Annotated in this window: 18 protein-coding genes and 1 pseudogene; 14 read left to right on the top strand and 5 right to left on the bottom strand. The window is 36.4% G+C overall.

Annotation, left to right across the window (positions count from 1 at the left end; genetic code table 11):
* The 3 genes and pseudogenes from H3S88_RS10470 to nusG form a co-directional block, all read left to right on the top strand.
* Nucleotides 1-128 (top strand): annotated as a pseudogene (locus H3S88_RS10470) (elongation factor Tu); the annotation flags it as partial.
* Between the two features lie 134 nt (nucleotides 129-262).
* The gene (gene secE / locus H3S88_RS10465; protein ID WP_065738454.1) at nucleotides 263-664 is read left to right on the top strand and encodes a preprotein translocase subunit SecE; all 402 of its coding nucleotides are present in this window, start codon (nucleotides 263-265) and stop codon (nucleotides 662-664) included.
* Between the two features lies 1 nt (nucleotide 665).
* A complete protein-coding gene (gene nusG / locus H3S88_RS10460) occupies nucleotides 666-1,211 on the top strand; it encodes a transcription termination/antitermination protein NusG (RefSeq protein ID WP_065602493.1) in 546 nt (181 codons plus the stop codon).
* Between the two features lie 120 nt (nucleotides 1,212-1,331).
* Here the strand turns inward: nusG and H3S88_RS10455 are convergent, their stop codons facing one another.
* Nucleotides 1,332-3,275 carry an ABC transporter ATP-binding protein gene (locus H3S88_RS10455; RefSeq protein ID WP_198228682.1) on the bottom strand — a complete coding sequence of 648 codons (1,944 nt, stop codon included), beginning with the start codon at nucleotides 3,273-3,275 and terminating at the stop codon, nucleotides 1,332-1,334.
* Between the two features lie 90 nt (nucleotides 3,276-3,365).
* Between H3S88_RS10455 and H3S88_RS10450 the strand changes: the two genes are divergently transcribed.
* A complete protein-coding gene (locus H3S88_RS10450) occupies nucleotides 3,366-4,526 on the top strand; it encodes a sugar diacid recognition domain-containing protein (RefSeq protein ID WP_198228693.1) in 1,161 nt (386 codons plus the stop codon).
* Between the two features lie 88 nt (nucleotides 4,527-4,614).
* On the opposite strand, the gene garD is transcribed toward H3S88_RS10450, so the two are convergent.
* Nucleotides 4,615-6,153: a galactarate dehydratase gene (garD, locus tag H3S88_RS10445; RefSeq protein WP_370528598.1), complete on the bottom strand. Its 1,539-nt coding sequence runs from the start codon at nucleotides 6,151-6,153 to the stop codon at nucleotides 4,615-4,617.
* A 452-nt stretch (nucleotides 6,154-6,605) separates the two neighbouring features.
* Between garD and H3S88_RS10440 the strand changes: the two genes are divergently transcribed.
* From H3S88_RS10440 to H3S88_RS10415, 6 genes are all read left to right on the top strand, one after another.
* Nucleotides 6,606-7,937, top strand: a complete 1,332-nt coding sequence (locus H3S88_RS10440; protein WP_198228680.1) for an MFS transporter — start codon at nucleotides 6,606-6,608, stop codon at nucleotides 7,935-7,937.
* Nucleotides 7,938-7,975: 38 nt separating this feature from the next.
* The gene (locus H3S88_RS10435) at nucleotides 7,976-9,313 is read left to right on the top strand and encodes an enolase C-terminal domain-like protein (RefSeq protein ID WP_198228679.1); all 1,338 of its coding nucleotides are present in this window, start codon (nucleotides 7,976-7,978) and stop codon (nucleotides 9,311-9,313) included.
* A gap of 39 nt (nucleotides 9,314-9,352) precedes the next feature.
* Complete coding sequence (gene gudD / locus H3S88_RS10430) at nucleotides 9,353-10,687, top strand: glucarate dehydratase (RefSeq protein ID WP_198228678.1); 1,335 nt, start codon at nucleotides 9,353-9,355, stop codon at nucleotides 10,685-10,687.
* A gap of 48 nt (nucleotides 10,688-10,735) precedes the next feature.
* A complete protein-coding gene (gene garL, locus H3S88_RS10425; RefSeq protein ID WP_086326262.1) occupies nucleotides 10,736-11,506 on the top strand; it encodes a 2-dehydro-3-deoxyglucarate aldolase in 771 nt (256 codons plus the stop codon).
* 14 nt (nucleotides 11,507-11,520) lie between these two features.
* Entirely contained in the window at nucleotides 11,521-12,423 is a 903-nt protein-coding gene (garR, locus tag H3S88_RS10420; RefSeq protein WP_256114244.1) for a 2-hydroxy-3-oxopropionate reductase, read from the top strand.
* A 62-nt stretch (nucleotides 12,424-12,485) separates the two neighbouring features.
* Nucleotides 12,486-13,634 (top strand): glycerate kinase, encoded by a 1,149-nt coding sequence (locus H3S88_RS10415; RefSeq protein WP_198228677.1) that lies wholly within the window; start codon nucleotides 12,486-12,488, stop codon nucleotides 13,632-13,634.
* Between the two features lie 47 nt (nucleotides 13,635-13,681).
* Here the strand turns inward: H3S88_RS10415 and H3S88_RS10410 are convergent, their stop codons facing one another.
* Entirely contained in the window at nucleotides 13,682-15,685 is a 2,004-nt protein-coding gene (locus H3S88_RS10410) for an OPT family oligopeptide transporter (protein WP_198228676.1), read from the bottom strand.
* 231 nt (nucleotides 15,686-15,916) lie between these two features.
* Here H3S88_RS10410 and mazG point away from each other — a divergent pair, with 231 nt between their 5' ends.
* The 4 genes from mazG to H3S88_RS10390 all read left to right on the top strand — a co-directional run bounded on the left by mazG (nucleotide 15,917) and on the right by H3S88_RS10390 (nucleotide 18,383).
* The gene (gene mazG, locus H3S88_RS10405) at nucleotides 15,917-16,705 is read left to right on the top strand and encodes a nucleoside triphosphate pyrophosphohydrolase (protein ID WP_198228675.1); all 789 of its coding nucleotides are present in this window, start codon (nucleotides 15,917-15,919) and stop codon (nucleotides 16,703-16,705) included.
* A 6-nt stretch (nucleotides 16,706-16,711) separates the two neighbouring features.
* On the top strand, nucleotides 16,712-17,152 hold the full coding sequence (locus H3S88_RS10400) for a hypothetical protein (RefSeq protein ID WP_086308743.1): 441 nt from the start codon (nucleotides 16,712-16,714) through the stop codon (nucleotides 17,150-17,152).
* A gap of 89 nt (nucleotides 17,153-17,241) precedes the next feature.
* Complete coding sequence (locus tag H3S88_RS10395) at nucleotides 17,242-17,934, top strand: glutathione S-transferase (RefSeq protein WP_086326257.1); 693 nt, start codon at nucleotides 17,242-17,244, stop codon at nucleotides 17,932-17,934.
* A gap of 11 nt (nucleotides 17,935-17,945) precedes the next feature.
* Nucleotides 17,946-18,383: a hypothetical protein gene (locus H3S88_RS10390; protein ID WP_198228674.1), complete on the top strand. Its 438-nt coding sequence runs from the start codon at nucleotides 17,946-17,948 to the stop codon at nucleotides 18,381-18,383.
* 201 nt (nucleotides 18,384-18,584) lie between these two features.
* Here the strand turns inward: H3S88_RS10390 and H3S88_RS10385 are convergent, their stop codons facing one another.
* Together H3S88_RS10385 and gltB are read right to left on the bottom strand one after the other, a co-directional pair.
* Nucleotides 18,585-19,997 carry an FAD-dependent oxidoreductase gene (locus H3S88_RS10385; RefSeq protein WP_065738466.1) on the bottom strand — a complete coding sequence of 471 codons (1,413 nt, stop codon included), beginning with the start codon at nucleotides 19,995-19,997 and terminating at the stop codon, nucleotides 18,585-18,587.
* Between the two features lie 12 nt (nucleotides 19,998-20,009).
* A complete protein-coding gene (gltB, locus tag H3S88_RS10380; protein WP_198228673.1) occupies nucleotides 20,010-24,467 on the bottom strand; it encodes a glutamate synthase large subunit in 4,458 nt (1,485 codons plus the stop codon).
* Between the last annotated feature and the right edge of the window lie 130 nt (nucleotides 24,468-24,597).

Genomic DNA, 24,597 nt, shown 5'->3' with positions numbered 1-24,597 from the left:
CAGGTGATAACATCAAAATGACTGTATCATTAATTCACCCAATCGCGATGGCAGACGGTTTACGTTTCGCTATCCGTGAAGGTGGTCGTACTGTTGGTGCTGGTGTTGTTGCTAAGGTTATTAAATAGTTAAATTATTAGCTACCATAGAAAGGGTATCATTTGATGCCCTTTCTTATCTGGTCTGTTTAGCAAAATGTTTTTAGGAAAAGAGCATTTTGGAAAATAGATAATATTATAAATAACATAATCGTAGGTTTTATATGCTAGTAAGTAACGAGAGTCAAGATACAAATACTATTCTAGACAAATTCAAATGGGGTTTAGTTTTAGTATTGATTGCGTTTATTGTTTGGGGCAACTTTTATTTTGCTGGACCTAATGATATATATCAACCTAATACGATCGTTCGGATAATTGCCGTTGTTGTGATTTCTGCATTAACTTTATTTATTGCATTCACAACTGTTAAAGGCAAATCCTTTATATTATTTTTAGAAGAATCAAGAAAAGAATTAAGAAAGGTTGTATGGCCATCTCGTAAAGAAACAGTACAGACAACCTTATTAGTTGCCGCCATCACAGTGGTTGTTGGTTTAGCGCTTTGGGGAATGGATTCTTTATTCCGTTCAGTAGTCTTTTATTTAACATCAATAGGACGTTAATATGAGTGAAACACAACAAAAACGATGGTATGTTATTCAAGCTTATTCTGGTTACGAAGCGCGTGTTGCACAATCATTACGTGAATATATCAAATTACATAATATGGAAGATTCATTCGGTGAAGTACTTGTACCGACTGAAGAAGTCGTTGAGATGAAAAGTGGTCAACGTCGTAAAAGTGAACGTAAATTCTTTCCGGGTTATGTTTTAGTAGAAATGATGATGAATGATGCGACTTGGCATTTGGTTAAAAGTGTACCAAGAACTATGGGTTTCATTGGTGGTACATCCGATAGACCAGCACCTATCAGTCAGCGCGAAGTTGATGCGATAATGAATCGTTTACAACAAGTGGGTGACAAACCTCGTCCTAAAACATTATTTGAACCAGGTGAACTTGTTCGTGTTAATGAAGGACCATTTGCTGACTTTAATGGTGTAGTTGAAGAAGTTGATTATGAAAAAAGCCGTTTAAAAGTATCGGTTTCAATTTTTGGTCGTTCAACACCTGTTGAACTTGATTTTAGCCAAGTAGAAAAAAGCTAAAATTTTTATCAGAATTTATTTATTCTTTTACAAGTAAAAAAAAATCACAGAATTAATTCTGTGATTTTTTTGTTTATCAACCGAGCAATAATATAAGCATCATATTTTATCGTATTGACGCTAATTATCTTTTACTTCAAACTCTTCAAGTTGCTGCTGAACATCTAGCCATTTTAATTCAGTTTCTTCTAACTCGTTTTTCAATTGACTCTGTTTAAGGAGTAACTCAGTTAACTCTGATTTCTTATCGGCTTCATATACAATTGGATCGGCCAATTGTTGTTCAAGTGTTTGTAGTTGACTCGTTAATCGTGCAAGAATTTGTTCTTCTTTCTCAAGCTGTTTTTTCAACGGCTGCATTTGTGCACGACGTTCTGCTTCTTTACGCTTTTGTTCTTTACGATCTAAAGCTGAAACATTTTGAATAACTTCTTTCTTGATAACCTCTTTTTCGATTTTATCTTCTTGATCTATTGGTTGATTCTCTAATTTTTGTTCGTTAGAAAGCCATTTTTGATAATCATCAAGATCACCGTCAAAAGGTTCAACTTTATGATCATGCACTAAGTAGAATTCATCAGTTGTCGACCTTAATAAATGACGATCATGCGACACGACCACTAATGCTCCTTCAAATCCGATAAGCGCTTCGGTGAGTGCTTGGCGCATATCTAAATCTAAATGGTTAGTTGGTTCGTCTAATAAAAGCAGATTAGGTTTTTGCCATACAATTAAGGCCAAAACAAGCCGAGCTTTTTCACCACCAGAGAAAGTTTTTACCGGCTCTTTAACTTTATCGCCATGAAAATCAAAGCCACCTAAATAATTACGTAACAATTGTTCGGTATTTTTAGGATCAGCAATTCGAGACAGATGCCACAGTGCTGATTCATCAGGACGTAAATATTCTAATTGATGTTGGGCAAAGTAACCGAGTTGAACACCTTGAGCAAGGTTTATATGTCCCTCTTTAGGTGCAAGCTCACCAGCCAGTAATTTAATTAAGGTTGATTTCCCCGCACCATTACGACCTAATAGACCTATGCGTGAACCAGGTACTAAGTTTAGTTTAATCTGCTCCAACACAATTTTTTCGTCATAACCAGCAACAACTTTTTCCATCATTAATAGTGGACTTGGTAAAAATTCCGATTTTTTAAAGCTAAAATGGAAAGGATTATCAACATGAGCAGGAGCAATGAGTTCCATTCTTTCTAACATTTTAATACGGCTTTGAGCTTGTTTAGCTTTGGTTGCTTTAGCTCTAAACCTATCAATGTAACTTTGTAAATGTGCAACTTTAGCTTGTTGATTTTCATAAAGTGCTTGTTGTTGTGCGAGTTTAGCTGAGCGTTGGGTTTCAAACGAAGAATAATTACCGGTATATTCAAATAAACTTTGTTGTTCAATATGTATAATTTTGTTGACCAGCGGATCTAAAAAGTCTCGGTCATGAGAAATTAAAATTAAGGTTCCTTGATAATTGCTTAACCACTTTTCAAGCCATATTACAGCATCTAAATCAAGATGGTTGGTAGGTTCATCGAGTAACAATAAATCAGAACGACACATTAAAGCTTGTGCCAAGTTTAAGCGCATACGCCAACCACCAGAATAGGATTTTACTGGTAGTAATAATTGCTCATTAGAAAATCCCAAACCATGTAATAGTGTTGCAGCTCTTGGACGAATTGTCCATGCATCAATATTGTCAAATTTTTCATGAACCAGCGCAATTTGATGACCATCATCTTGTTGATTGGCTAGGTCTAACTGTTTTTCTAATTGGCGATATTCCCGATCACCATCAATAACATATTCAATAGCGGGTATATCCAATGCAGGGGTTTCTTGATTTACCCAAGCCAGTTGCCATTGGCTAGGAAAAGTCAATGTACCTGCATCCGCTTCGATTTCACCTTTAATAAGTGAAAATAAAGTAGATTTTCCGCTACCATTTTTTCCAACTAATCCGACCTTTTGTTTAGGGTTAATTGTGGCAGAAGCTTTATCTAAAAGTACATTAACACCGCGGCGAACTTGGATGGAATCAAATACTATCATGACTAAGTCACCTATGATTCAATATAAAATGTGTTATGCTAACAAAAAATGATGCTTATGCAAAATTATAATAGGAAATTTAATATGGTAATGAATTCTTATTGCCTGACCCCTAAAATTGCTCAACAGATTGTCGACAGAACCATGAAAATTATTGATTGTAATATCAATGTAATGAATGCTGACGGTTGTATTATTGGCAGTGGTGATTTAGAACGTATTGGGGAATTACATGAAGGCGCAATACTCGCAATATCGCAAAAAAGAGTTGTTTCAATAGACGGAACAATGGTTAAACGTTTGAAAGGCGTTAAACCAGGCATCAATTTACCATTAAAGCTTAATGATCGCATAGTTGGCGTTATTGGTTTAACAGGTGAGCCATCGGATATTAGACAATTTGGTGAATTGGTCTGTATGTCAGCAGAAATGATGATGGAACAAACACAATTATTACAGGAATTATCTTATGATAATCGTTTAAAAGAAGAATTAATTCTAACTCTAATTGAGAAAGAGGTTTTGCCTGAAAGTATGGTGCAATGGGTTAAGCGATTAGATATTAATTTACAGTTACCACGCGTAGTGTGCATGATTGAAGTCGATAGCGGTCAATTGGGTATTGATACTGCAATGAGTGAATTACAACATCTACAAAATCAAGTACAGCATGTGAGCAAGCATAATTTAGTTGCGATTAAATCTATTACTGAATTAGTTATTTTAATTCCGGCCTTAAATCGTTATGGTCGATGGGATCTATCGGAACATAAAAAGAAATTAGAGCAATTAGTCATCACCATAAAAGAATCTACTCACTTAGATATTCGAATTTCATTGGGTAACTATTTTGAACAGCACCCTTATCCGTTAGTTAAATCTTATCAAACCGCTAAAACAACAATGTTAATTGGCAAACAAAGAATGCCGAACATACGTAATTATTATTATCAAGAACTGATTCTTCCTGTTTTATTACATGGCTTAAGTTATGATTGGCAAGCCGAAGAGTTATTATTACCTTTGAAAAAATTAAGGATGGGAGACAACAACGGAGTATTACAAAAAACATTGCAAACGTGGTTTAAAAATAATGTACAAAATGGCGATACGGCCAATGAGCTATTTATTCATCGCAATACTTTAGAATATCGATTAAATAAAATTGCTAAATTAACTGGTTTAAATTTAGCCAAATTCGATGATCGCCTATTATTGTATATTGGTTTACAACTCAATAGAAACGAATAAATTCTAAATACACTTCTTTATCATTTTATGATTAAGGTGTATTTAGAATTATCTTAAATAATATCTTAATATGTATTTTTTAGTTTTTTTACGTTACTGGTGCGGGATTGAAAATAGCCAGTGGATTGTATAATTTCCAATGATCTGACCATGGTTGTTTTCGACCACTTGCTACATCCAAAATCAAATGGAAAAGTCGCCAACCTATATCCTCAATGGTTGCCTTACCTAAAGCAATATCGCCTGCGCTAATATCAATGAGATCGAACCATTGTTCAGCTACAATATTACGGCTAGACATTTTTATGACAGGTACCATTGCTAATCCATACGGGGTTCCACGGCCAGTGGTGAATACTTGTAATGTAATACCTGATGCTACCTGTTGTGCACCACACACAAAATCACTAGCAGGTGTTGCAGCAAAGATTAATCCTTTTTTGGTTGGTCTTTGACCGGGAGATAATACTTCAACAATTGGGCTTGTTCCTGATTTTGCAATAGATCCCATTGCCTTTTCAACTATGTTATTTAAACCACCTTTCTTATTTCCTGGCGTAGTATTGGCACTACGATCAACTTTACCGGCAGCAAGATATTCATCGTACCATTGCATTTCTCGAATTAGTGCTTTACCAACTTTTTCATCGATAGCTCTTGGCGTAAGTAAATGAATTCCATCTCGGACTTCTGTTACTTCAGAAAACATAACTGTTGCACCACATCTCACTAATAAATCAGAAGCAAAGCCGACAGACGGATTTGACGTAACGCCTGAGAATGCATCACTACCACCACATTGCATTCCTACAATTAATTCTGATGCTGGCACCGTTTCTCGTTTACGTTGATTTAAACGTTGTAAATGCTTTTCAGCAACACGCAAAATATGATCAACCATTGCTTTAAAACCATGCTCATCTTGCAAAGTAATAAGGTCATCATTTTCTAATTTAATCGGAATAGTATCATGTGTACCTTTGAGCAATCTTTCTGGCTGTAACTTTTCACATCCCAAACTAATAACCATAATTTCTCCGCCAAAATTAGGATTCTTAGCTAAATTATGAATAGAACGAATTGGCACAATAGCCGCTGGAGCATCAATGGCAACACCGCAACCATATAAATGGGTCAGTGGAACTACAGCATCTACGTTGGGATATTTGGGTAACAAATCACGTTCAATGATTTTGGCAACATATTCAACAACTCCAGAAACACAATTAACACTCATGGTAATACCAAGTATATTACGAGTACCGACGGAACCATCTTTATTACGATAACCTTCAAACGTATAACCTTCTAAAGGTGGTAATGGGGTCACTTTTTTAGTTGCTATTTCTAATTCATGTAATTCAGGAGCCGTGGGCATTTGTGTCACTGCTTCATTTATCCAGCAACCTTGTTTAATATCTGTTTTGGCATAACCAATGATTTCACCATAGCGTATTATGGCTTGACCTTGGTCTATATCATTTAATGCAACCTTATGACCTTGTGGTATATCTTCAATTAACTGTAATCCATTGTCGAAAATCGTCCCTTTAGGTAATCCATTGTTATTGACAACAATCGCAACATTATCAATTTCTTTAATTTTGATAAAGAGAGGTTTGTTAATTTGCTTCTCCATTACTTAACTCCCATTATGCTAATTAACTTTTTATCAATATTTATTAATAGCAACTTAAGTTTTATAACATATTTAATAATCTATTTGTTATATCTTAAATCTTTATAAAATAAATAGCATTGTGCATATCCACAATTATTAGCATATAAATTGGCTAAATATCATAAAAATCACTATAAAAGTAGGTTTATATCACAAAATTAGGCTGTTTTATCAAAATTTTGTGAAGAACGTAACATTGATTTGTGTATTTGCATATAAATAAATGTAATTGTCATCAATATTTTGTAATTTTGCCCAATGAAATTTCATGGTGAACCCTCCATACTTATCTACCATTAGTGGATTACTTAGAAATGTAAAAAGTCTATTTATTTTCTACTTCAGCTAAATCTTTAATATTTAATTATTAACTGAGAGTTATCAGTTAGGAGCTAAACATGGAAATAAACAAAACCAAACAAAAAAGGACCAATGCCAGATGGATGACGGTCGTTTTTTTATTTATAGTCACAGCGATTAACTACGGAGATAGAGCAACATTAGGTATAGCTGGTAAATCAATGTCGGGGGAATTAGGTTTTGATGCCGCTGCAATGGGATGGGTTATGTCATCATTTGGTATTGCATACGTAATCGGGCAATTACCAGGAGGTTGGTTATTGGATAAATTTGGCTCAAAAAGGGTTTATTTTTTTAGTATTTTATTTTGGTCAATTTTTACCTTGTTACAAGGTACCGTACATTTTTTTATAGGTGCTTGGGCACTAGTTATGCTTTTTACTTTCCGATTTTTAATGGGCCTTGCTGAAGCTCCATCATTCCCAGGCAATAGTCGTATTACTGCAGCTTGGTTTCCCGCTAAAGAAAGGGCAACAGCAGTTTCCATTTTTAACTCAGCTCAATATTTTGCAACGGTTATTTTTGCTCCAATTATGGGGTGGCTGACGTATGAATATGGTTGGCAATCAGTATTTTTCTTTATGGGTGGATTGGGTATTTTTGTCAGTATTATTACTTTATTTGTTATTCGCAACCCTAAAAACCATCCTTTAGCCAATCAAGCCGAAGTTGATTATATCGCTGAAGGTGGTGCTTTAGTTGATATGGATCAGAAAAAAGAAAATGGTATGCAAGATGGTCCAAAATTAAGTTATTTATGGCAATTATTGACCAATAGAATGTTGCTTGGTGTTTATTTAGGTCAGTATTGTATCAACTGTTTAACATTTTTCTTTATTACTTGGTTCCCTATTTATTTGGCAACACAACGTGGAATGAATATTAAAGAAGTTGGGTTTGCTGCCGCTGTTCCTGCTATTTGTGGTTTTATTGGTGGAATTAGTGGTGGTGTTATTTCTGATTTCATTATGCGCAAAACAAATTCTTTATCAAAAGCACGTAAAACACCAATCATTTTAGGTATGTTATTTTCAATGACCATAATCATTTGTAATTACGTTGATTCAATTGGACTCGTTATTTTATTTATGTCAATGGCCTTTTTTGGCAAAGGTGTCGGTGCACTTGGTTGGGCTGTAATGGCTGATACAGCACCAAAAGAAATGAGCGGTCTAGCGGGTGGGTTATTTAATATGTTTGGTAATGCATCAAGTATCATTTCTCCAATTATTATTGGTTATATTGTGGCATGGACAGGTCGCTTTGAATGGGCACTAGTTTTTGTTGCCGGTCACGCATTTGTTGCTGCTTTTAGTTATTTATTTCTTGTTGGTCCAATTAAACGAATGGAATTAAAAAAAGAAGATTAAATATAACTAAATCAATTTATGAAATGGAGAATCGTAATATGAATACCCAATCCGTTCCTATTATTACTTCAATGCAAGTTATTCCTGTTGCTGGTTACGATAGCATGTTAATGAACATTGGTGGGGCACATGGTCCATACTTTACTCGCAATATTGTGATATTGACTGATAGTGCAGGTCATGTCGGTGTTGGTGAAGCTCCAGGAGGTTCAACGATTGAAAATGCATTGAAAGATGCTTGTGCTCATGTTGAGGGTAGACCTATTTCGATTCTGAATCGTATTGTAAATGATATGCATCAAGGCTACTTAGATTCTGATTATGATACTTTTGGTAAAGGTGCATGGACATTTGAACTACGAGTTAATGCCGTTGCGGCTTTAGAGTCTGCACTATTGGATTTAATGGGGCAATTTTTAAATGTACCTGTGGCTGAATTACTCGGTGGTGGAAAACAGAGAGATGAAGTAACTGTTTTGGGCTATTTATTTTATATTGGCGATGATAAGAAAACTGATCTGTCTTATGACCAGCCCATCAAAACAGGACATGAATGGTACAACGTTCGTCGTCGTCAAGCGATGACAGTACAATCGGTATTAGAATTAGCCGAAGTAGCAAAAGATCGTTATGGTTTTAAAGATTTCAAAATGAAAGGTGGTGTATTAGCGGGTGAAACAGAAATTGAAACTGTTATTGAACTAAAAAAACATTTTTCAGATGCACGAATCACCATAGATCCTAATGGCGGTTGGTTATTGGAAGACGCAATACAATTATGTAAAGGACTCAACCATGTATTGACTTATGCTGAAGATCCTTGTGGTGCTGAAAATGGTTATTCAGGACGGGAAGTAATGGCAGAGTTTCGTCGTGCTACAGGTCTATCAACAGCAACGAATATGGTTGCAACAAACTGGCGAGAAATGTGTCACTCAATTATGTTACAAGCTGTTGATATACCCTTAGCTGATCCGCACTTTTGGACTTTAACAGGCGCAAGTCGTGTTGCTCAACTATGCCATGAATGGGGCTTAACTTGGGGGTGTCATTCCAATAATCATTTTGATATCTCTTTAGCGATGTTTAGTCATGTTGGTGCATCAGCCCCCGGTAATCCAACTGCACTTGATACCCATTGGATATGGCAAGAAGGTCAGTCACGATTGACTAAAAACCCATTACAAATCACCAATGGCAAAATTAAATTGCATGATAAACCTGGACTAGGCATTGAATTAGATATGCAACAAATCATGAAAGCCCACGAATTACATAAAAAATTAGCGAATGGTGCACGTAATGATGCTATTGCTATGCAATATTTAATTCCTGGATGGCAGTTTGATCGCAAACGACCTTGTATGGTTCGTTAACACAGAATTAGAGAAATAAAAATTTAAGAGGTTAATTTTATGAGTTTATCAACACCAATTATAACGGAAATGCATGTTTATCCTGTTGCTGGATATGACAGTATGTTACTTAATTTAAGTGGAGCTCATGCGCCGTATTTTACTCGAAATATCGTTATCCTAAAAGATAACTCAGGTAACATCGGTGTCGGCGAAGTTCCATGTGTAGGAACTGTTACTAAAACATTAGAAGATGCTAAATCATTAGTCGTTGGTCAATCTATTGGGCACTATAAAAATATTATGAATCGTGTGCGTTTTCAATTTGCTGATCGTGATGTTGGTGGGCGAGGCAATCAGACATTTGATCAGCGTTCAACAATTCATGTTGTTACTGCTATTGAAGCAGCAATGTTAGATTTATTAGGTAAACATTTAGGTGTCACGGTTGCATCATTACTGGGTGATGGGCAACAACGTGATGAAGTCGAAATGTTGGGATACTTATTTTATATAGGCGATCGTAAGAAGACGGATTTACCTTATCAAAGTCAAGATGATGAAAAATGTGATTGGTATCGCCTACGACATGAAGAAGCATTAACGCCTGAAAAAATTGCGCAGTTAGCTCAAGCAACCTATGAAAAATATGGTTTTCGTGATTTCAAATTGAAAGGTGGCGTTTTATCTGCAGAAGATGAAGCAGAAGCCGTAATTGCAATAAAAAAGAGATTCCCAGAAGCTCGAGTAACACTCGATCCTAATGGTGGATGGCGATTAGATGAAGCAATTCGTATTGGTAAGTATTTAAAAGATACGTTGGCTTATGCAGAAGATCCTTGTGGTGCTGAACAAGGTTATTCAGGGCGAGAAGTCATGGCTGAATTTCGTCGTGCCACTGGTTTACCGACAGCGACTAATATGATTGCAACCGATTGGCGTCAAATGGGACACACATTATCATTACAATCCGTTGATATTCCATTAGCAGATCCTCACTTTTGGACTATGAATGGTTCTGTACGTGTTGCACAAATGTGTCATGAATTTGGTTTAACGTGGGGGTCACACTCTAATAATCATTTTGATATCTCGTTGGCGATGTTCACACACGTTGGCGCAGCTGCACCCGGTAATCCAACAGCACTTGATACCCATTGGATTTGGCAAGAAGGTAACCAACGTTTGACTAAAGAACCATTACAAATCACCAACGGTAAAATTAAAGTTCCAGAAAAACCTGGTTTAGGAATTGAAATTGATATGGATCAGGTGATGAAAGCTCATGAGCTATTTAAAACGATGGGTCTTGGCAACCGTAATGATGCAATGGCTATGCAATATTTAATTTCAGGCTGGCAGTTTGATAATAAAAAACCATGTTTGGTTAGATAATCAAACTATTATTATCAAAAAATAACGTGATAATCAAAAAGGTAAATTATGAAAAAAATAACCTGCCACAATCAATTTAAACAAGATATGTTAGAACGTAAAAAACTTATTGGTTGCTGGGCTGCTTTAGGAAATCCAATTTCAACTGAAATACTTGGTTTAGCTGGTTTTGATTGGCTATTACTCGATGGTGAACATGCCATTAATGATGTTATGACATTTGTGCCACAATTAATGGCACTAAAAGATAGTATTAGTGCACCGGTCGTTCGTCCAGCTTCGAATGATCAAGTATTAATTAAACGATTACTTGATATCGGATTTTATAACTTTTTAATTCCTTATATAGAAACGGTAGAGCAAGCTAAACAAGCTGTATCTTATACTCGTTATCCACCGGAAGGTCTACGAGGCGTTTCAGTCGCTCACCGTAGTAATGCTTTTGGAACAATTCCAGATTATTTCACTAAAATTAATCAAAATATTTGTGTAATGGTACAAATTGAGACTCAACAGGCAGTTGATAATGTTGAAGCAATCACTGCAGTTGAGGGGGTTGATGGTATTTTTGTTGGACCAAGTGATTTATCTGCTTCATTAGGACATTTTGGAAATCCTAAGCATCCTGACGTGCAAGCCACAATAAAACATGTTTTTGAGGTAGCTAAAACACAAGGTAAAGCATGTGGCATTTTAGCACCGATTGAAGCTGATGCTCATCATTATATTGCAATGGGAGCAACATTCGTAGCGGTTGGTAGTGATCTTAGTTTGTTAAGAAACTCAACTCAAACATTAGCCGATAAGTTTTTAAAGTAACTAGTACTAGTTTAATTGTAAAAAAGGAGAGTAAAATGAAAATTGGTTTTATTGGTTTAGGTATTATGGGTAAACCGATGAGCAAAAACCTGTTAAAAGCGGGTTATTCATTAGTAGTTTGTGATAAAAATCAATCATCAGTTGATGAAGTTGTTGCTGCTGGAGCACAACGTGCTGTAAATGCTAAAGAAGTTGCTCAACTCTGTGACGTTATAATTACTATGTTACCTAATTCACCACATGTAAAAGAAGTTGTTTTAGGCGAAAATGGTATAATTGATGGTGCTAAACTGGGTACTACTATCATAGATATGAGTTCAATTGCACCTTTAGCTAGTCGTGAAATTCATGATGAAGTTGTTAAAAAAGGTTTGGCGATGTTAGATGCGCCAGTTAGTGGTGGAGAACCAAAAGCAATTGATGGCACATTATCTGTTATGGTGGGGGGAGATAAAACTATTTTTGATAAACATTATGACATAATGAAAGCTATGGCAGGTTCAGTTGTTTACACAGGTGAAATTGGTGCTGGAAATGTCACTAAATTAGCAAATCAGGTAATTGTTGCTTTGAATATTGCCGCTATGTCTGAGGCATTAGTATTAGCTACTAAAGCTGGTGTAAACCCTGAATTAGTTTATCAAGCCATTCGTGGAGGATTAGCTGGAAGTACGGTATTAGATGCTAAAGCGCCAATGGTTTTAAATCGTAACTTTAAACCGGGTTTCAGAATTGATTTACATATTAAAGATTTACAAAATGCTTTAGATACTTCTCACGGTGTTGGTACGTCATTACCATTAACTGCAGCTGTAATGGAAATGATGCAAGCCCTTAAAACTGATGGTATGGGAGAATGCGATCATAGTGCGTTGGCACGTTACTATGAGAGTTTAGCAAAAATAGAAATTAAATAATAAGGTTAAAATTGAGTATGGAGACATACTCAATAACTTTGACTAATTCCATAAGGATAGATATGAAAATTGTCATCGCTCCTGATTCTTTTAAAGAAAGCCTAAGTGCTATTGAAGTTGCTAATATAATTAAAAAAGGATTTTTAAACGTTTACCCACAGGCTGAATATTTTTTAATACCAGTTGCTGATGGAGGTGAGGGGACTGTTGATGCAATGGTTGATGCATTAAATGGTAATAAAATCACAGTATCTATTACTGATCCATTAGGCGAAAAAGGTTTTGCTTTTTATGGTATTTCAGGAGATGGACAAACAGCTGTGATAGAAATGGCTTCAGCAAGTGGCCTTGAGCGTGTACCTGTGAGTAAACGAGATGCTAAAATTACTACCTCATATGGTACTGGAGAATTAATCAAAGATGCTCTTGATAAAGGTTGTAAAAAATTTATCATTGGTATAGGTGGTAGTGCAACAAATGATGGCGGTGCCGGAATGTTGCAAGCATTAGGTGTTAAACTTTTAGATAAATATGGTAATCAAATCGGTTATGGCGGTGTTTCATTAAGTGAACTTGATAAAATTGATATTAGTGAAATTGATCGACGAATTAAAGATTGTGATTTTGAAGTCGCTTGTGATGTTACTAATCCGTTAACGGGTGAAAATGGTGCTTCATTCATATTTGGACCACAAAAAGGAGCGTCACTCGCTGATGTTCATTTGCTTGATAAAAATCTTAAACATTTTGCCCAAATAATAAAAAATAGTTTTAATATTGATATTGAATCTACTCCAGGAACAGGTGCTGCTGGGGGAATGGGAGCCGCTTTATTAGCGTTTATGAATGCTAAGTTAAGGCCTGGAATTGAAATTATTACTGAAACTTTAAATTTAGATACACTTATTTCAAATGCCGATTTAGTTATTACGGGTGAAGGACGATTAGATTATCAAAGTATCAACGGTAAGGTCCCTGTAGGTGTTGCCCGAATTGCTCAAAAATATCAAAAACCAGTTATAGCAATTGTTGGGAGTTTAGGTGATAAAGCAGAAACTATTTATCCTTATGGGATTAATGCAATGTTTAGCATTTTAAGTAAAGTTGCTACTTTATCCGAGGTGTTAGAGCCTACGACAGCAAGAGCGAATCTTTTTCAGACATCAATGAATATCGCCTTAACGCTTAAATTAGGAAATACCCTTAAATAGTTTATAATACCCTTTATCTCATTCTGATAAAGGGCATCATAATAGAATTATCGTTTAAGCACTGATAATGCTCGACGAATAAATAATACACAAATAGTCACGAAAACCAAAAGTCCTAGATATTGAGGTAATACCCCTAAATCAGTTGGTATGGCAAGTGGAGCATCACTACCACCACTAGCAATGCTAATTACAATTACAACAGCTAAAATTACCCCGACTAAGCTCTCACCAACAATCAGACCTGAAGCAATTAATGCAGCTTTTCGATCGACTTTTTTATACTCTTCTTCTGGATTCAATTTAAGCGTTCTTGCTTTTGCATAAGCGTTACGTTTTATAATCCATGATAATACTGTTCCCACGAAGATAGGCATAGTAATGCTTGGCGGTAGATAAATACCTAAACCAACTGCAAGAGCAGGCAATCTAAATTTAGAGTTATTAGCAGCTAAAACTAAGTCAATAATAATAATAACAGCACCAACCACTAAGCCGATTAAGATCATGGTCCAATCAAGATTATGTGAAAAAATACCTTTAGCAATGGTCGTCATAAGAGTTGCTTGTGGCGCTGCTAACACTTGTGATTGATCCATATCTGGACGCGGAATCGCACCAGTGAAGCCATAAGCGTTGTATAAAATTTCTAAGATTGGTGCAATGACAATAGCGCCAACAATACAACCGATTAATAATGCGACTTGCTGTTTCCATGGCGTGGCTTGGACTAAATAACCGGTTTTTAGATCTTGCAGGTTATCATTAGAAATACATGCCACGGCTAAAACAGCACTGGTGGTAAATAGTGCAAGAGCTGTTGCAAAGTTGGTACCTTCGATAGAGTCCAACATGCCATTGATTTCGCCTAAACCAAGTAAGATAAGTGAAATAACAATAGCAGCCACAATCGCAATGCCTGAGATTGGGCTCGCGGAGGATCCAACTAATCCTGCCATATAACCACAAGCAGCAGCTACTAAAAAGCCCATAATAAATGCAAATAGAACCGCACATATGACTAATGACCATGCTACGCCTAATGATAATCCACTATCAGCAATAAACGCATAAAAGGTGATAAGTAGAATCATCAACATGCCTGCCATGATTAAGAATATCGTTTTAGGTGATAAGTCTTGATCTGTTGGGGCAATATCGCTCGCTGATACATCAGAGCGCATGGTTTTAAATGAAATTTTTAATCCTTCGATTACTGGTTTGATTAAAGTAAGTAGTGTCCAAATAGCTGCGATAGCAATAGTACCCGCACCAATAAAGCGAATATCTTTAGCCCAAAATCCCATAGCAATTTGTGATAAAGGTTGACTTGAATCATAATCACTAATTAGACTTAAAATTGGAATGCCAAATAGCCAAGCAATAATTGTTCCAATTAAAACCGCTATACCTGACATAATACCTATCAAGTAACCAGCACTCAAAAGCGCTAACGAAAAGCCCATCGGTAGTTGAAAAATGGATTTACCAGCAGTAAACCAATAAGCGGTGCTGTCTGACAAAATTCTAAAACCATTAGTAAATAAACTCACAATGGAGGCTACCACACCACCAAATAAAATATCTTTTAGTCCATCATTAGCGTCATTTCCTTCAGTCTTTGAGCCAGCTTTTAATATTTCGGCAGCAGCAACACCTTCTGGATAGGGTAAATTACTTTTGACTACCATAACGTGACGCAACGGGATTGAAAATAGCACTCCTAGCATTCCACCAGCGGCGCAAATTGCAAGTGTTAACCAAAATGGAAAACTTTGCCAATACCCAATCATTAATAAGCCAGGTAAAACAAATATAATTGAAGATAATGTGCCCGCAGCAGAAGCTTGGGTTTGCACCATATTATTTTCTAAGATTGTCGATCCTGAAAACAGCCTCAATATTGCCATTGAAATTACTGCGGCAGGTATAGCCGATGAGAATGTTAATCCGACTTTTAAGCCAAGATAGACATTCGATGCAGTAAAAATGACAGTTATAAAAGCACCTAAAATAGTGCCTCTTAATGTAAGTTCTCGTAAATTATTCATATTATGTCATTAGGTTAATTTGATAAGAAGCTATTATATACTTAATTCGCTTTTATCGACTAGAAGTTCTATCAATAACAGAATATTTATACTTTTTATTATAATTTTCGATAAAATTTTTACTCGTTATATTAAAAATTTGTGTTAATTCGAGTGTAAAATAATAACCGCTTTTGACTTAAAAGCTTTACAATATGCGATCATTGTTAAAATCCTAGAGGTGTCGGTATCGTGAATGGACTAAAACGCCTACAAGCTATTACTAAGCAACTTCGTGATCCTATTGATGGTTGTGAATGGGATAGAGTACAAACTTTCGCATCTTTAAAAAGTTATACTTTAGAAGAAACCTATGAAGTCTTAGATGCCATTGATCATCAAAATATGCAAGAACTAAAAAATGAATTGGGCGACTTATTATTTCAAATCATTTTTTACGCTGATTTAGCTAATGATCAAGGGGAGTTCAATTTTGATGATATTTGTAATGCGGTTGCCGATAAGTTAGTCAGTCGTCATCCCCATATCTTTACCGATAAAACGGAAAAAAAACCTAATTGGGAACGATTAAAACAACAAGAACGTGATAAACGAGCACAATATTCAATATTAGATGATATACCCAATTCTATCCCAGCTTTAATGAAAGCCGAAAAAATCCAAAAACGTTGTGCATCAGTTGGATTTGATTGGAATGAATTACAACCTGTATTAGATAAAGTAAAAGAAGAAATTGGCGAAGTAGAGCAAGAGCTCAATCGAACTGAACGCGATCATCAAAAAATTGAAGAAGAGCTTGGTGATCTGTTTTTTGCTACTGTTAATTTAGCCAGACATTTAAAGGTAAAGTCAGAACTCTGTTTACAACAAGCTAATAAAAAATTCGAACGGCGTTTTAAGCAAGTAGAATCAATACTCAAACAAAAAGATCGTGCTTTACCCGATGCAACACTTGAAGAAATGGAAGATGCATGGCAAAGTGTTAAGCAGTTAGAACAAGATAATAAACGTTTAAAGTGAATCAAAATGACTGAACAAAAAAATGAATTGTATCAAGAAATCGAAGCATGGGCACAAAATGCTATTTTACACAGTCCAACTTGGAGTATTAATCAACTCGATTACTCCGAAAAAAGCATTACCGTCGTTGAGATGATCATTGGCGAAATGGCTGATAAAAGTTTCGGTCTGCCAGAAGAACAACTGAATATGATATCGCAAGAATATGGCTGTTATCTGTTATTAACTGCGCATAAATTATATGGTGGTCAGTTCTATTGGAATGATGAACTTCAACAACCTATGTTAATTTGCTGTGAACCTGATTCAACGATAGCATTATTAACGTGGAATAAAGTTAAAGGTCGTTTATTAGGCGATAAATCGGATCACATTGCTTATTTTCTGGATGAATTTGGAAAAGCTGTTTTTCAACCAGAAAAAGGTACCAATTTAGTTTATTTATAAATAACATTTGGAATAAATATTATTTAAAAAAGTTGGTTATCGAACAAATTTTTCGATTTTAATTAATTTTGTTAAAAGGGATGTTGAATATGAATTATACACTTTATATTGGCAATAAAAACTACTCAACATGGTCTATGCGTCCTTGGGTTGTGATGAAATATTTTGATATTCCTTTTAACGAAAAGCTTGTTAAATTTGATAGTTTTAATGATGATTCTTTGTTTAAAAGGACAATGTGCTCTGTTTCAAAATACGGCACTGTACCTATCCTAATTGATGAAGATTTAGTGATAAGTGACTCTTTAGCTATTTGTGAATATTTGGCTGAAAAGCATCACGACCTAGCTTTATGGCCGGCTGACCCCAAAAAAAGAGCAATTGCTCGAAGTTTAGTCGCTAAAATGCATTCTGGATTTCAAGCTATTCGAACTTATTTGCCGATGAATATTGAAGCTGAGTTTCCTCAAATAGGGCAAATAATATTACGAGACCATTTAGAGGTAAAAAAAGAAATCATGTTTTTAGATGATTTGCTATCCTCGTTATTAACCTCGAAAAAAACAAATTGTAACTATTTGTTTGGCGATTTTAGTATAGCCGATGGCTTTTATGCCCCTTTATGCCTAAGATTAAAAAATTATCATATAGCAACCAGCCCAATTCTTAACAACTATATTGATACTATTTGTAATACCAAAGGCATTAAAGATTGGATAAATGATGCATTACAAGAACAATCTTTTGTTGCGATGGACGAACCATATCGTTTACATAGATAAGACGAATTAACATGAAAATACCATCCCATTTAACACAATACGCTATAAACATTATTGAAGATGAGTTTGACGGAGAAACATCTTTTTTTATCCAATCATCCAATAAAGAACAATGGTTTGAAATTTACTATTATGGTGAATTAGAAAATGGCTATATTACTGGTTTAGAGCCAACTTTTTCCAATATTAAAATTGTGGCAAAATCCATTAATAGTAAAGAAGAAATATTGCTATTTGATGAAACGGTGCATGGATATAACGCAATGTTTTGTGATAATCACTCTAATGAAGAGAAGAACAATAGAACACTTGAAAAACTTAATGTGCCTGCGTCAAAAATAAAATTAACATTTGGCTACAGTATTGACTATGATTCTGAGAAAGAACTTTATGACTTTGATGAAAATGGCAATGTGAACTTAATTGATGAGCGTAAAATCACGTGGTAACAGCTACTCTGCGATGGTGTTGATTGGGTATCAATTTTTTTAATTGATGAATATGGAAATGAACAACCAATAGTAGATGCAGAATTGGCTTAATTTTTTACATTATTCATTATTGGATAGACTATTGCTGAAATGAATTTATCTATAATTAAAAACCCGCTTATATAAAGCGGGTTTTATTTTTTGATAAAAAACTAGCAATTATACTTCTAAATAATCCAAGATACCTGCTGCAGCCTTACGGCCTTCGCTAATTGCCGTTACAACTAAATCAGAGCCACGAACCGCATCGCCACCCGCAAAGATTTTGGAATTGGTTGTTTGATAACCTTTTATTTCAGGTGCGATTATTCGTCCTTTATCGTCAAAATCAACACCATGCTCGGCTAGCCACGGCATTGCATGTGGTTTAAATCCAAATGCCATAACGACAGCATCGGCAGGAAGAACAAATTCAGAACCTTCGATAACCACCGGTGATCGACGACCTTTGGCATCGGGCTCACCAAGCTCAGTTCTTACCATTTTTACACCTGTCACTTGTCCTGTTTTATTGATTTCAATGCTAAGCGGTTGCACATTAAATTGGAATTGTACGCCTTCTTCTTTGGCATTTTTAACTTCACGTTTAGAGCCTGGCATATTGGCTTCATCACGACGATAAGCGCATGTTACTTCGGTTGCACCTTGACGGATAGAGGTTCGCACACAATCCATGGCGGTATCACCACCACCTAATACGACGACACGTTTATTTTTCATGTCAACATATGGTGTATCTTGTGTTTGCTCATGTTTCATAATATGCTTAGTATTAGCAATCAAAAATGGTAATGCATCATAGACACCATTTGCATCTTCATTTTCAAGCCCTGCACGCATAGATTGATATGTACCTGTGCCAATAAAGACCGCTGCAAATTCATTGAGTAAATCAGCCAGTTGTATCGTTTTGCCAACTTCGGTGTTCAATCTGAATTCAACACCCATTTCGGTAAAAATACGACGGCGGTTAATTAATACTTCTTTATCTAATTTAAAAGCAGGAATACCAAACGTTAACAACCCACCAATTTCTGGATGACGATCGAAAACAACCGGAGTAACCCCATTACGTACTAAGACATCAGCGCAAGCAAGACCTGCTGGACCAGCACCAATAATCGCCACTTTTAATCCAGTTTTTTCGACATTTGATAGATTCGGTTTCCATCCCATTTTGAATGCTTCATCAGTGATATAACGTTCAATATTACCAATGGTAACTGCACCAAATTCTGCATTAAGAGTACAAGAACCTTCACAAAGGCGGTCTTGTGGGCAAACGCGTCCACAAACTTCAGGTAAACTATTCGTTTGGTGAGATAGTTCAACCGCTTCTAAAATTTTGCCTTCGTTAACTAATTTTAGCCAATTAGGAATATAGTTATGCACAGGGCATCGCCACTCACAATATGGATTACCACATGCTAAGCAACGATCAGCTTGCGCTTGAGACTGCGAAGCTGAAAAGCCTTCATAAATTTCAACAAATTCTATTTTACGGATGTTTAGCGATTTTTTAGGCGGATCAACACGTTGTAAATCGATAAACTGATAAACATTTTGACTCATTTCGTGTTCTCCTTATTGTGCCTGAACGCGTAGTTCTGCTGATGAACGACTACGATGCCCAAGTAGTGCTTTTACATCGCTGGATTTTGGTTTAACTAATACAAATTGTTTAGCAAATTCTTGCCAATTAGCTAAGATTTCTTCCGCACGAGATGAGTTGGTCAGTTGAGCATGTTCCATGATTAAGCCACGAAGATGTTCTTCATGAATTGGGTAATCAGCAACATTTAACATTTCAACTAATTCTTTATTTATGCGTTTATCAAAATCACCATCAATATCTAAGATATAAGCAAAGCCACCCGTCATTCCTGCACCAAAGTTAACGCCGGTTTTACCTAAAACACAAACAATACCGCCAGTCATATATTCACAACCGTTATCACCAATGCCCTCAACCACACTAATGGCACCAGAATTACGTACAGCAAAACGTTCGCCAGCACGACCTGCTGCGTATAATTTACCTCCTGTTGCGCCATAGAGACAGGTATTTCCGGCAATAGTTGCTTCATGACTTAAAAACGCTGAGCCTTGAGGTGGACGAATAACAATGTGACCGCCTGCCATGCCTTTCCCAACATAGTCGTTGGCATCACCTGTTAGGGTTAAATCTACGCCACCAGCATTCCATACACCAAAACTTTGACCGGCTGTGCCATTAAAGTTTAATGAGATTGGTTCTGATACTAAACCTTGATCACCATATTTTTTGGCAATATAGCCCGATAGACTAGTGCCCACAGAACGATCTGTGTTTTGAATATCAAAGTAGAAACTTTTACTTTGGCGCGCATCAACAAACTGTTGGGTTTGTGTGATGATCTCTTTATTAAGTACACCTTTATCAAATGGTTTATTATCTTCAATGCAGTAAACAGGTTTACCTTCATGTGGTGTCGCTGTTTCGAGCAGACTTGATAAATCCAGTTTTTGTTGTTTAGCGGTAATACCGTCCAGCTCTAAAAGAAGATCCGTCCGTCCGATTAAATCAACAATACGACTTACGCCGAGCTCAGCCATAACTTCTCGGGTATTACGTGCAATAAAGCGGAAATAATTCATGGCTTTTTCCGGTAAACCATGATAATGCTCACTCCGTAATTTTTCATCTTGGGTAGCAACACCTGTTGCACAATTATTAAGATGACAAATACGCAAGTATTTACAACCTAAGGCAACCATTGGTCCTGTACCAAAACCAAAGCTTTCTGCACCTAAAATAGCGGCTTTTACAATATCTGTACCAGTTTTTAATCCACCATCAACTTGTAAACGTATTTTGTGACGTAATCCGTTTGCAACTAAAGATTGTTGGGTTTCAACAAGTCCCAGCTCCCATGGTGAACCCGCATATTTAACTGATGTTAATGGACTCGCTCCTGTTCCGCCGTCATAACCTGAAATAGTGATTAAATCGGCATAAGCTTTAGCCACACCAGTCGCAATGGTTCCTACGCCTGGCTCTGAAACCAATTTAACTGAAATCATTGCATTTGGGTTAATCTGTTTTAAATCGAAAATTAGCTGAGCTAAATCTTCAATAGAGTAAATGTCGTGATGAGGCGGTGGCGAAATTAGGGTTACGCCAGGGACTGAAAAACGTAATTTAGCAATATAAGGTGTGACTTTATCGCCCGGTAGTTGACCGCCTTCACCTGGTTTAGCGCCTTGTGCCACTTTAATTTGAATGACATCTGCACTCATTAAATAACCCGGTGTTACCCCAAAACGACCTGATGCAACTTGTTTAATTCGAGAAACTTTGATGGTGTTATAGCGCGCAGGATCTTCACCTCCCTCACCAGAATTTGAATAACCCCCTAAAGTATTCATTGCTGTTGCAAGTGATTCATGCGCTTCTGGGCTAAGTGCGCCAATTGACATTGCTGCCGAGTCGAAACGTTTAAACAATGATTCTTCAGGTTCAACTTCATCAAGTGTAATAGCCCCATTTTCAGGTGGATTAAGTTTTAATAAATCACGCAATGTAGAAACAGGTCGATTATTAACGATATCAGCATAACGTTTATAATCTTCATAGTTGCCATTATTGACAGCCAGTTGTAATGATTGTACAACATCGGGATTATAAGCATGATATTCGCCACCATAAACAAATTTAAGTAATCCGCCTTGATCTAATGGTTTACGACGTAACCAAGCACTTTTGGATAAATTAAATTGGTCTTGAGCAAAATCATCAAAATTAGCGCCACTGATACGACTAGTGACCCCTTGGAAGCAGAGATCAACCACATCTTTATGTAATCCGACTGCTTCAAATAGTTTTGAACATCGATAAGAGGCAACGGTTGAGATGCCCATTTTAGACATGATTTTATATAAACCTTTATTAATCCCATTACGATAATTCAAAATAGCTTCGCGGTAGGATTTATTAATAGTGCCATTATCAACCATTTTAGCTAAAGTTTCGTATGCTAAATAAGGATAAATGGCTGTAGCACCAAAACCAATAAGTACGGCAAATTGATGTGGGTCACGACAACTACCTGTTTCTACAATAATATTTGCATCACAACGTAAATTCTTTTCAACTAAGCGTTGCTGTACTGCACCTAATGCCATAGGTGCAGGAATAGGTAAGCGATCAGCTGCGATATTTTTATCTGATAGAATTAGCAATACTGTACCATTACGTACTTTTGCTTCAGCATCACCACATAACTGTTCAATTGCATCACGCAAACTGCCGTCAATATCATAAGTCATATCAAGTTTTTCAGATTTATAGTAGCGAGATTCTAAGGCGATTAACTGCTCAAGATCTGAATGAACTAAAACCGGATATTTAAATGCCACACGATGCGCTTGTCCTTCTGCTTCAGCAAAAACATTCATTTCACGTCCAATGCTGGTAGAAAGTGACATTACGTGCGCTTCACGCAATGGATCGATTGGAGGATTGGTGACTTGGGCAAATTTTTGTCTGAAGTAATCATAAATCAGGCGTGGTCTGCTTGATAGTACCGCAAATGGCGTATCATCTCCCATCGAGCCGGTGGCTTCTTGACCGTTTTCACCTAAGACTCGAATACATTGTTCTAGCTCTTCACTACTATAACCAAATTGCTTTTGATAGGTAGCAAGTAATACATCATCATAGGTGCGTGAACCAATATTTTCATCGGGTAAATCTTCAAGAGGAATAAGTCGTTTCACGTTTTTAGCCATCCATTCTTTATATGGATGACGTTTTTGTAGATCGTTATCAGTTTCTGATGATTGTAAAATACGGCCTTCTTCAGTATCAATTACCATCAGTTCGCCTGGACCAACGCGTCCTTTAGCGACAACTTCGTCAGGTTGATAATCCCAAATACCAATTTCTGATGCGCAGGTAATGAGTTTATCGGTGGTAATGACATAACGAGCAGGGCGCAAACCATTACGGTCTAAATTACAGGCTGCGTAACGTCCATCAGACATAACAATACCAGCTGGGCCATCCCATGGTTCCATATGCATTGAATTAAAATCAAAAAAGGCACGTAGGTCTTCGTTCATGTCAGGATTATTTTGCCATGCAGGTGGCACAAGTAGGCGCATAGCACGCACTATATCCATACCGCCCACTAAAAATAGTTCAAGCATATTATCTAATGAACTTGAATCCGAACCCGTAACATTTACGAAAGGTGCGGCATCTTGTAGATCGGGTATCAGTGGTGTTTTAAATTTATAAGAACGTGCTTTTGCCCATTGTCTATTACCTTCAATAGTATTAATTTCACCATTATGGGCTAAATGTCTAAAAGGTTGGGCAAGCGGCCAACGAGGTACCGTATTGGTTGAAAAGCGTTGATGGAATAAACAGATTGCTGTTTCCATACGCAGATCCGCTAAATCTAAATAAAATCGCGGTAAATCTTTAGGCATGCAAAGGCCTTTATAGATATTAACCTGATTTGAAAAACTGCATACATAAAAAGTATCATCTTGTACTCGTTTTTCAATACGGCGACGCACCATATATAAACGACGCTCTAAATCAATTTTAGTCCATCCAGCAGGGGCATTGACAAAAACTTGTTCAATTTGTGGTAGTGATGATAAGGCGATTTCGCCTAAAACACTTTTATCAATAGGTACTTCACGCCAACCTAAAATAGATAAAGTTTCATTAGCAAGTTCTTCTTCTACAATATCACGGCTAGCTTGTGCTTCTTTTTCGTCTTGACTTAAAAATATCATACCAACAGCATAATTGGTCGCTAAACGCCAGCCAGCTTCTTGTGCAACTAGTCTAAAAAAACGGTCGGGTTTTTGTAATAAAAGGCCACAGCCATCACCTGTTTTACCGTCTGATAGTATGGCTCCTCGGTGTTGCATTCTTGCAAGCCCGTGTATTGCAGTACGCACCACTTTATGACTTGGTTGCCCCTCAATATGAGCAATTAAACCAAATCCGCAGTTATCTTTTTCATGATGCTGGTTATATAACATATCATTGCCTCTAATTCATCGCTTTTATAATTTAAGAAAAAATAGGCTTTAATCCCATAATGACTAAGAAATTAAAGAAAAATAGTATTTTGGTCAAATAAATATTACTTATAAGTCAATCTTCTAATAA

Origin of the sequence: Gilliamella sp. B14448G11 (genome assembly GCF_016101765.1) — a bacterium.
Classification (GTDB): domain Bacteria; phylum Pseudomonadota; class Gammaproteobacteria; order Enterobacterales; family Orbaceae; genus Gilliamella; species Gilliamella apicola_N.
This window is presented reverse-complemented; position numbering and strand designations above follow the sequence as displayed.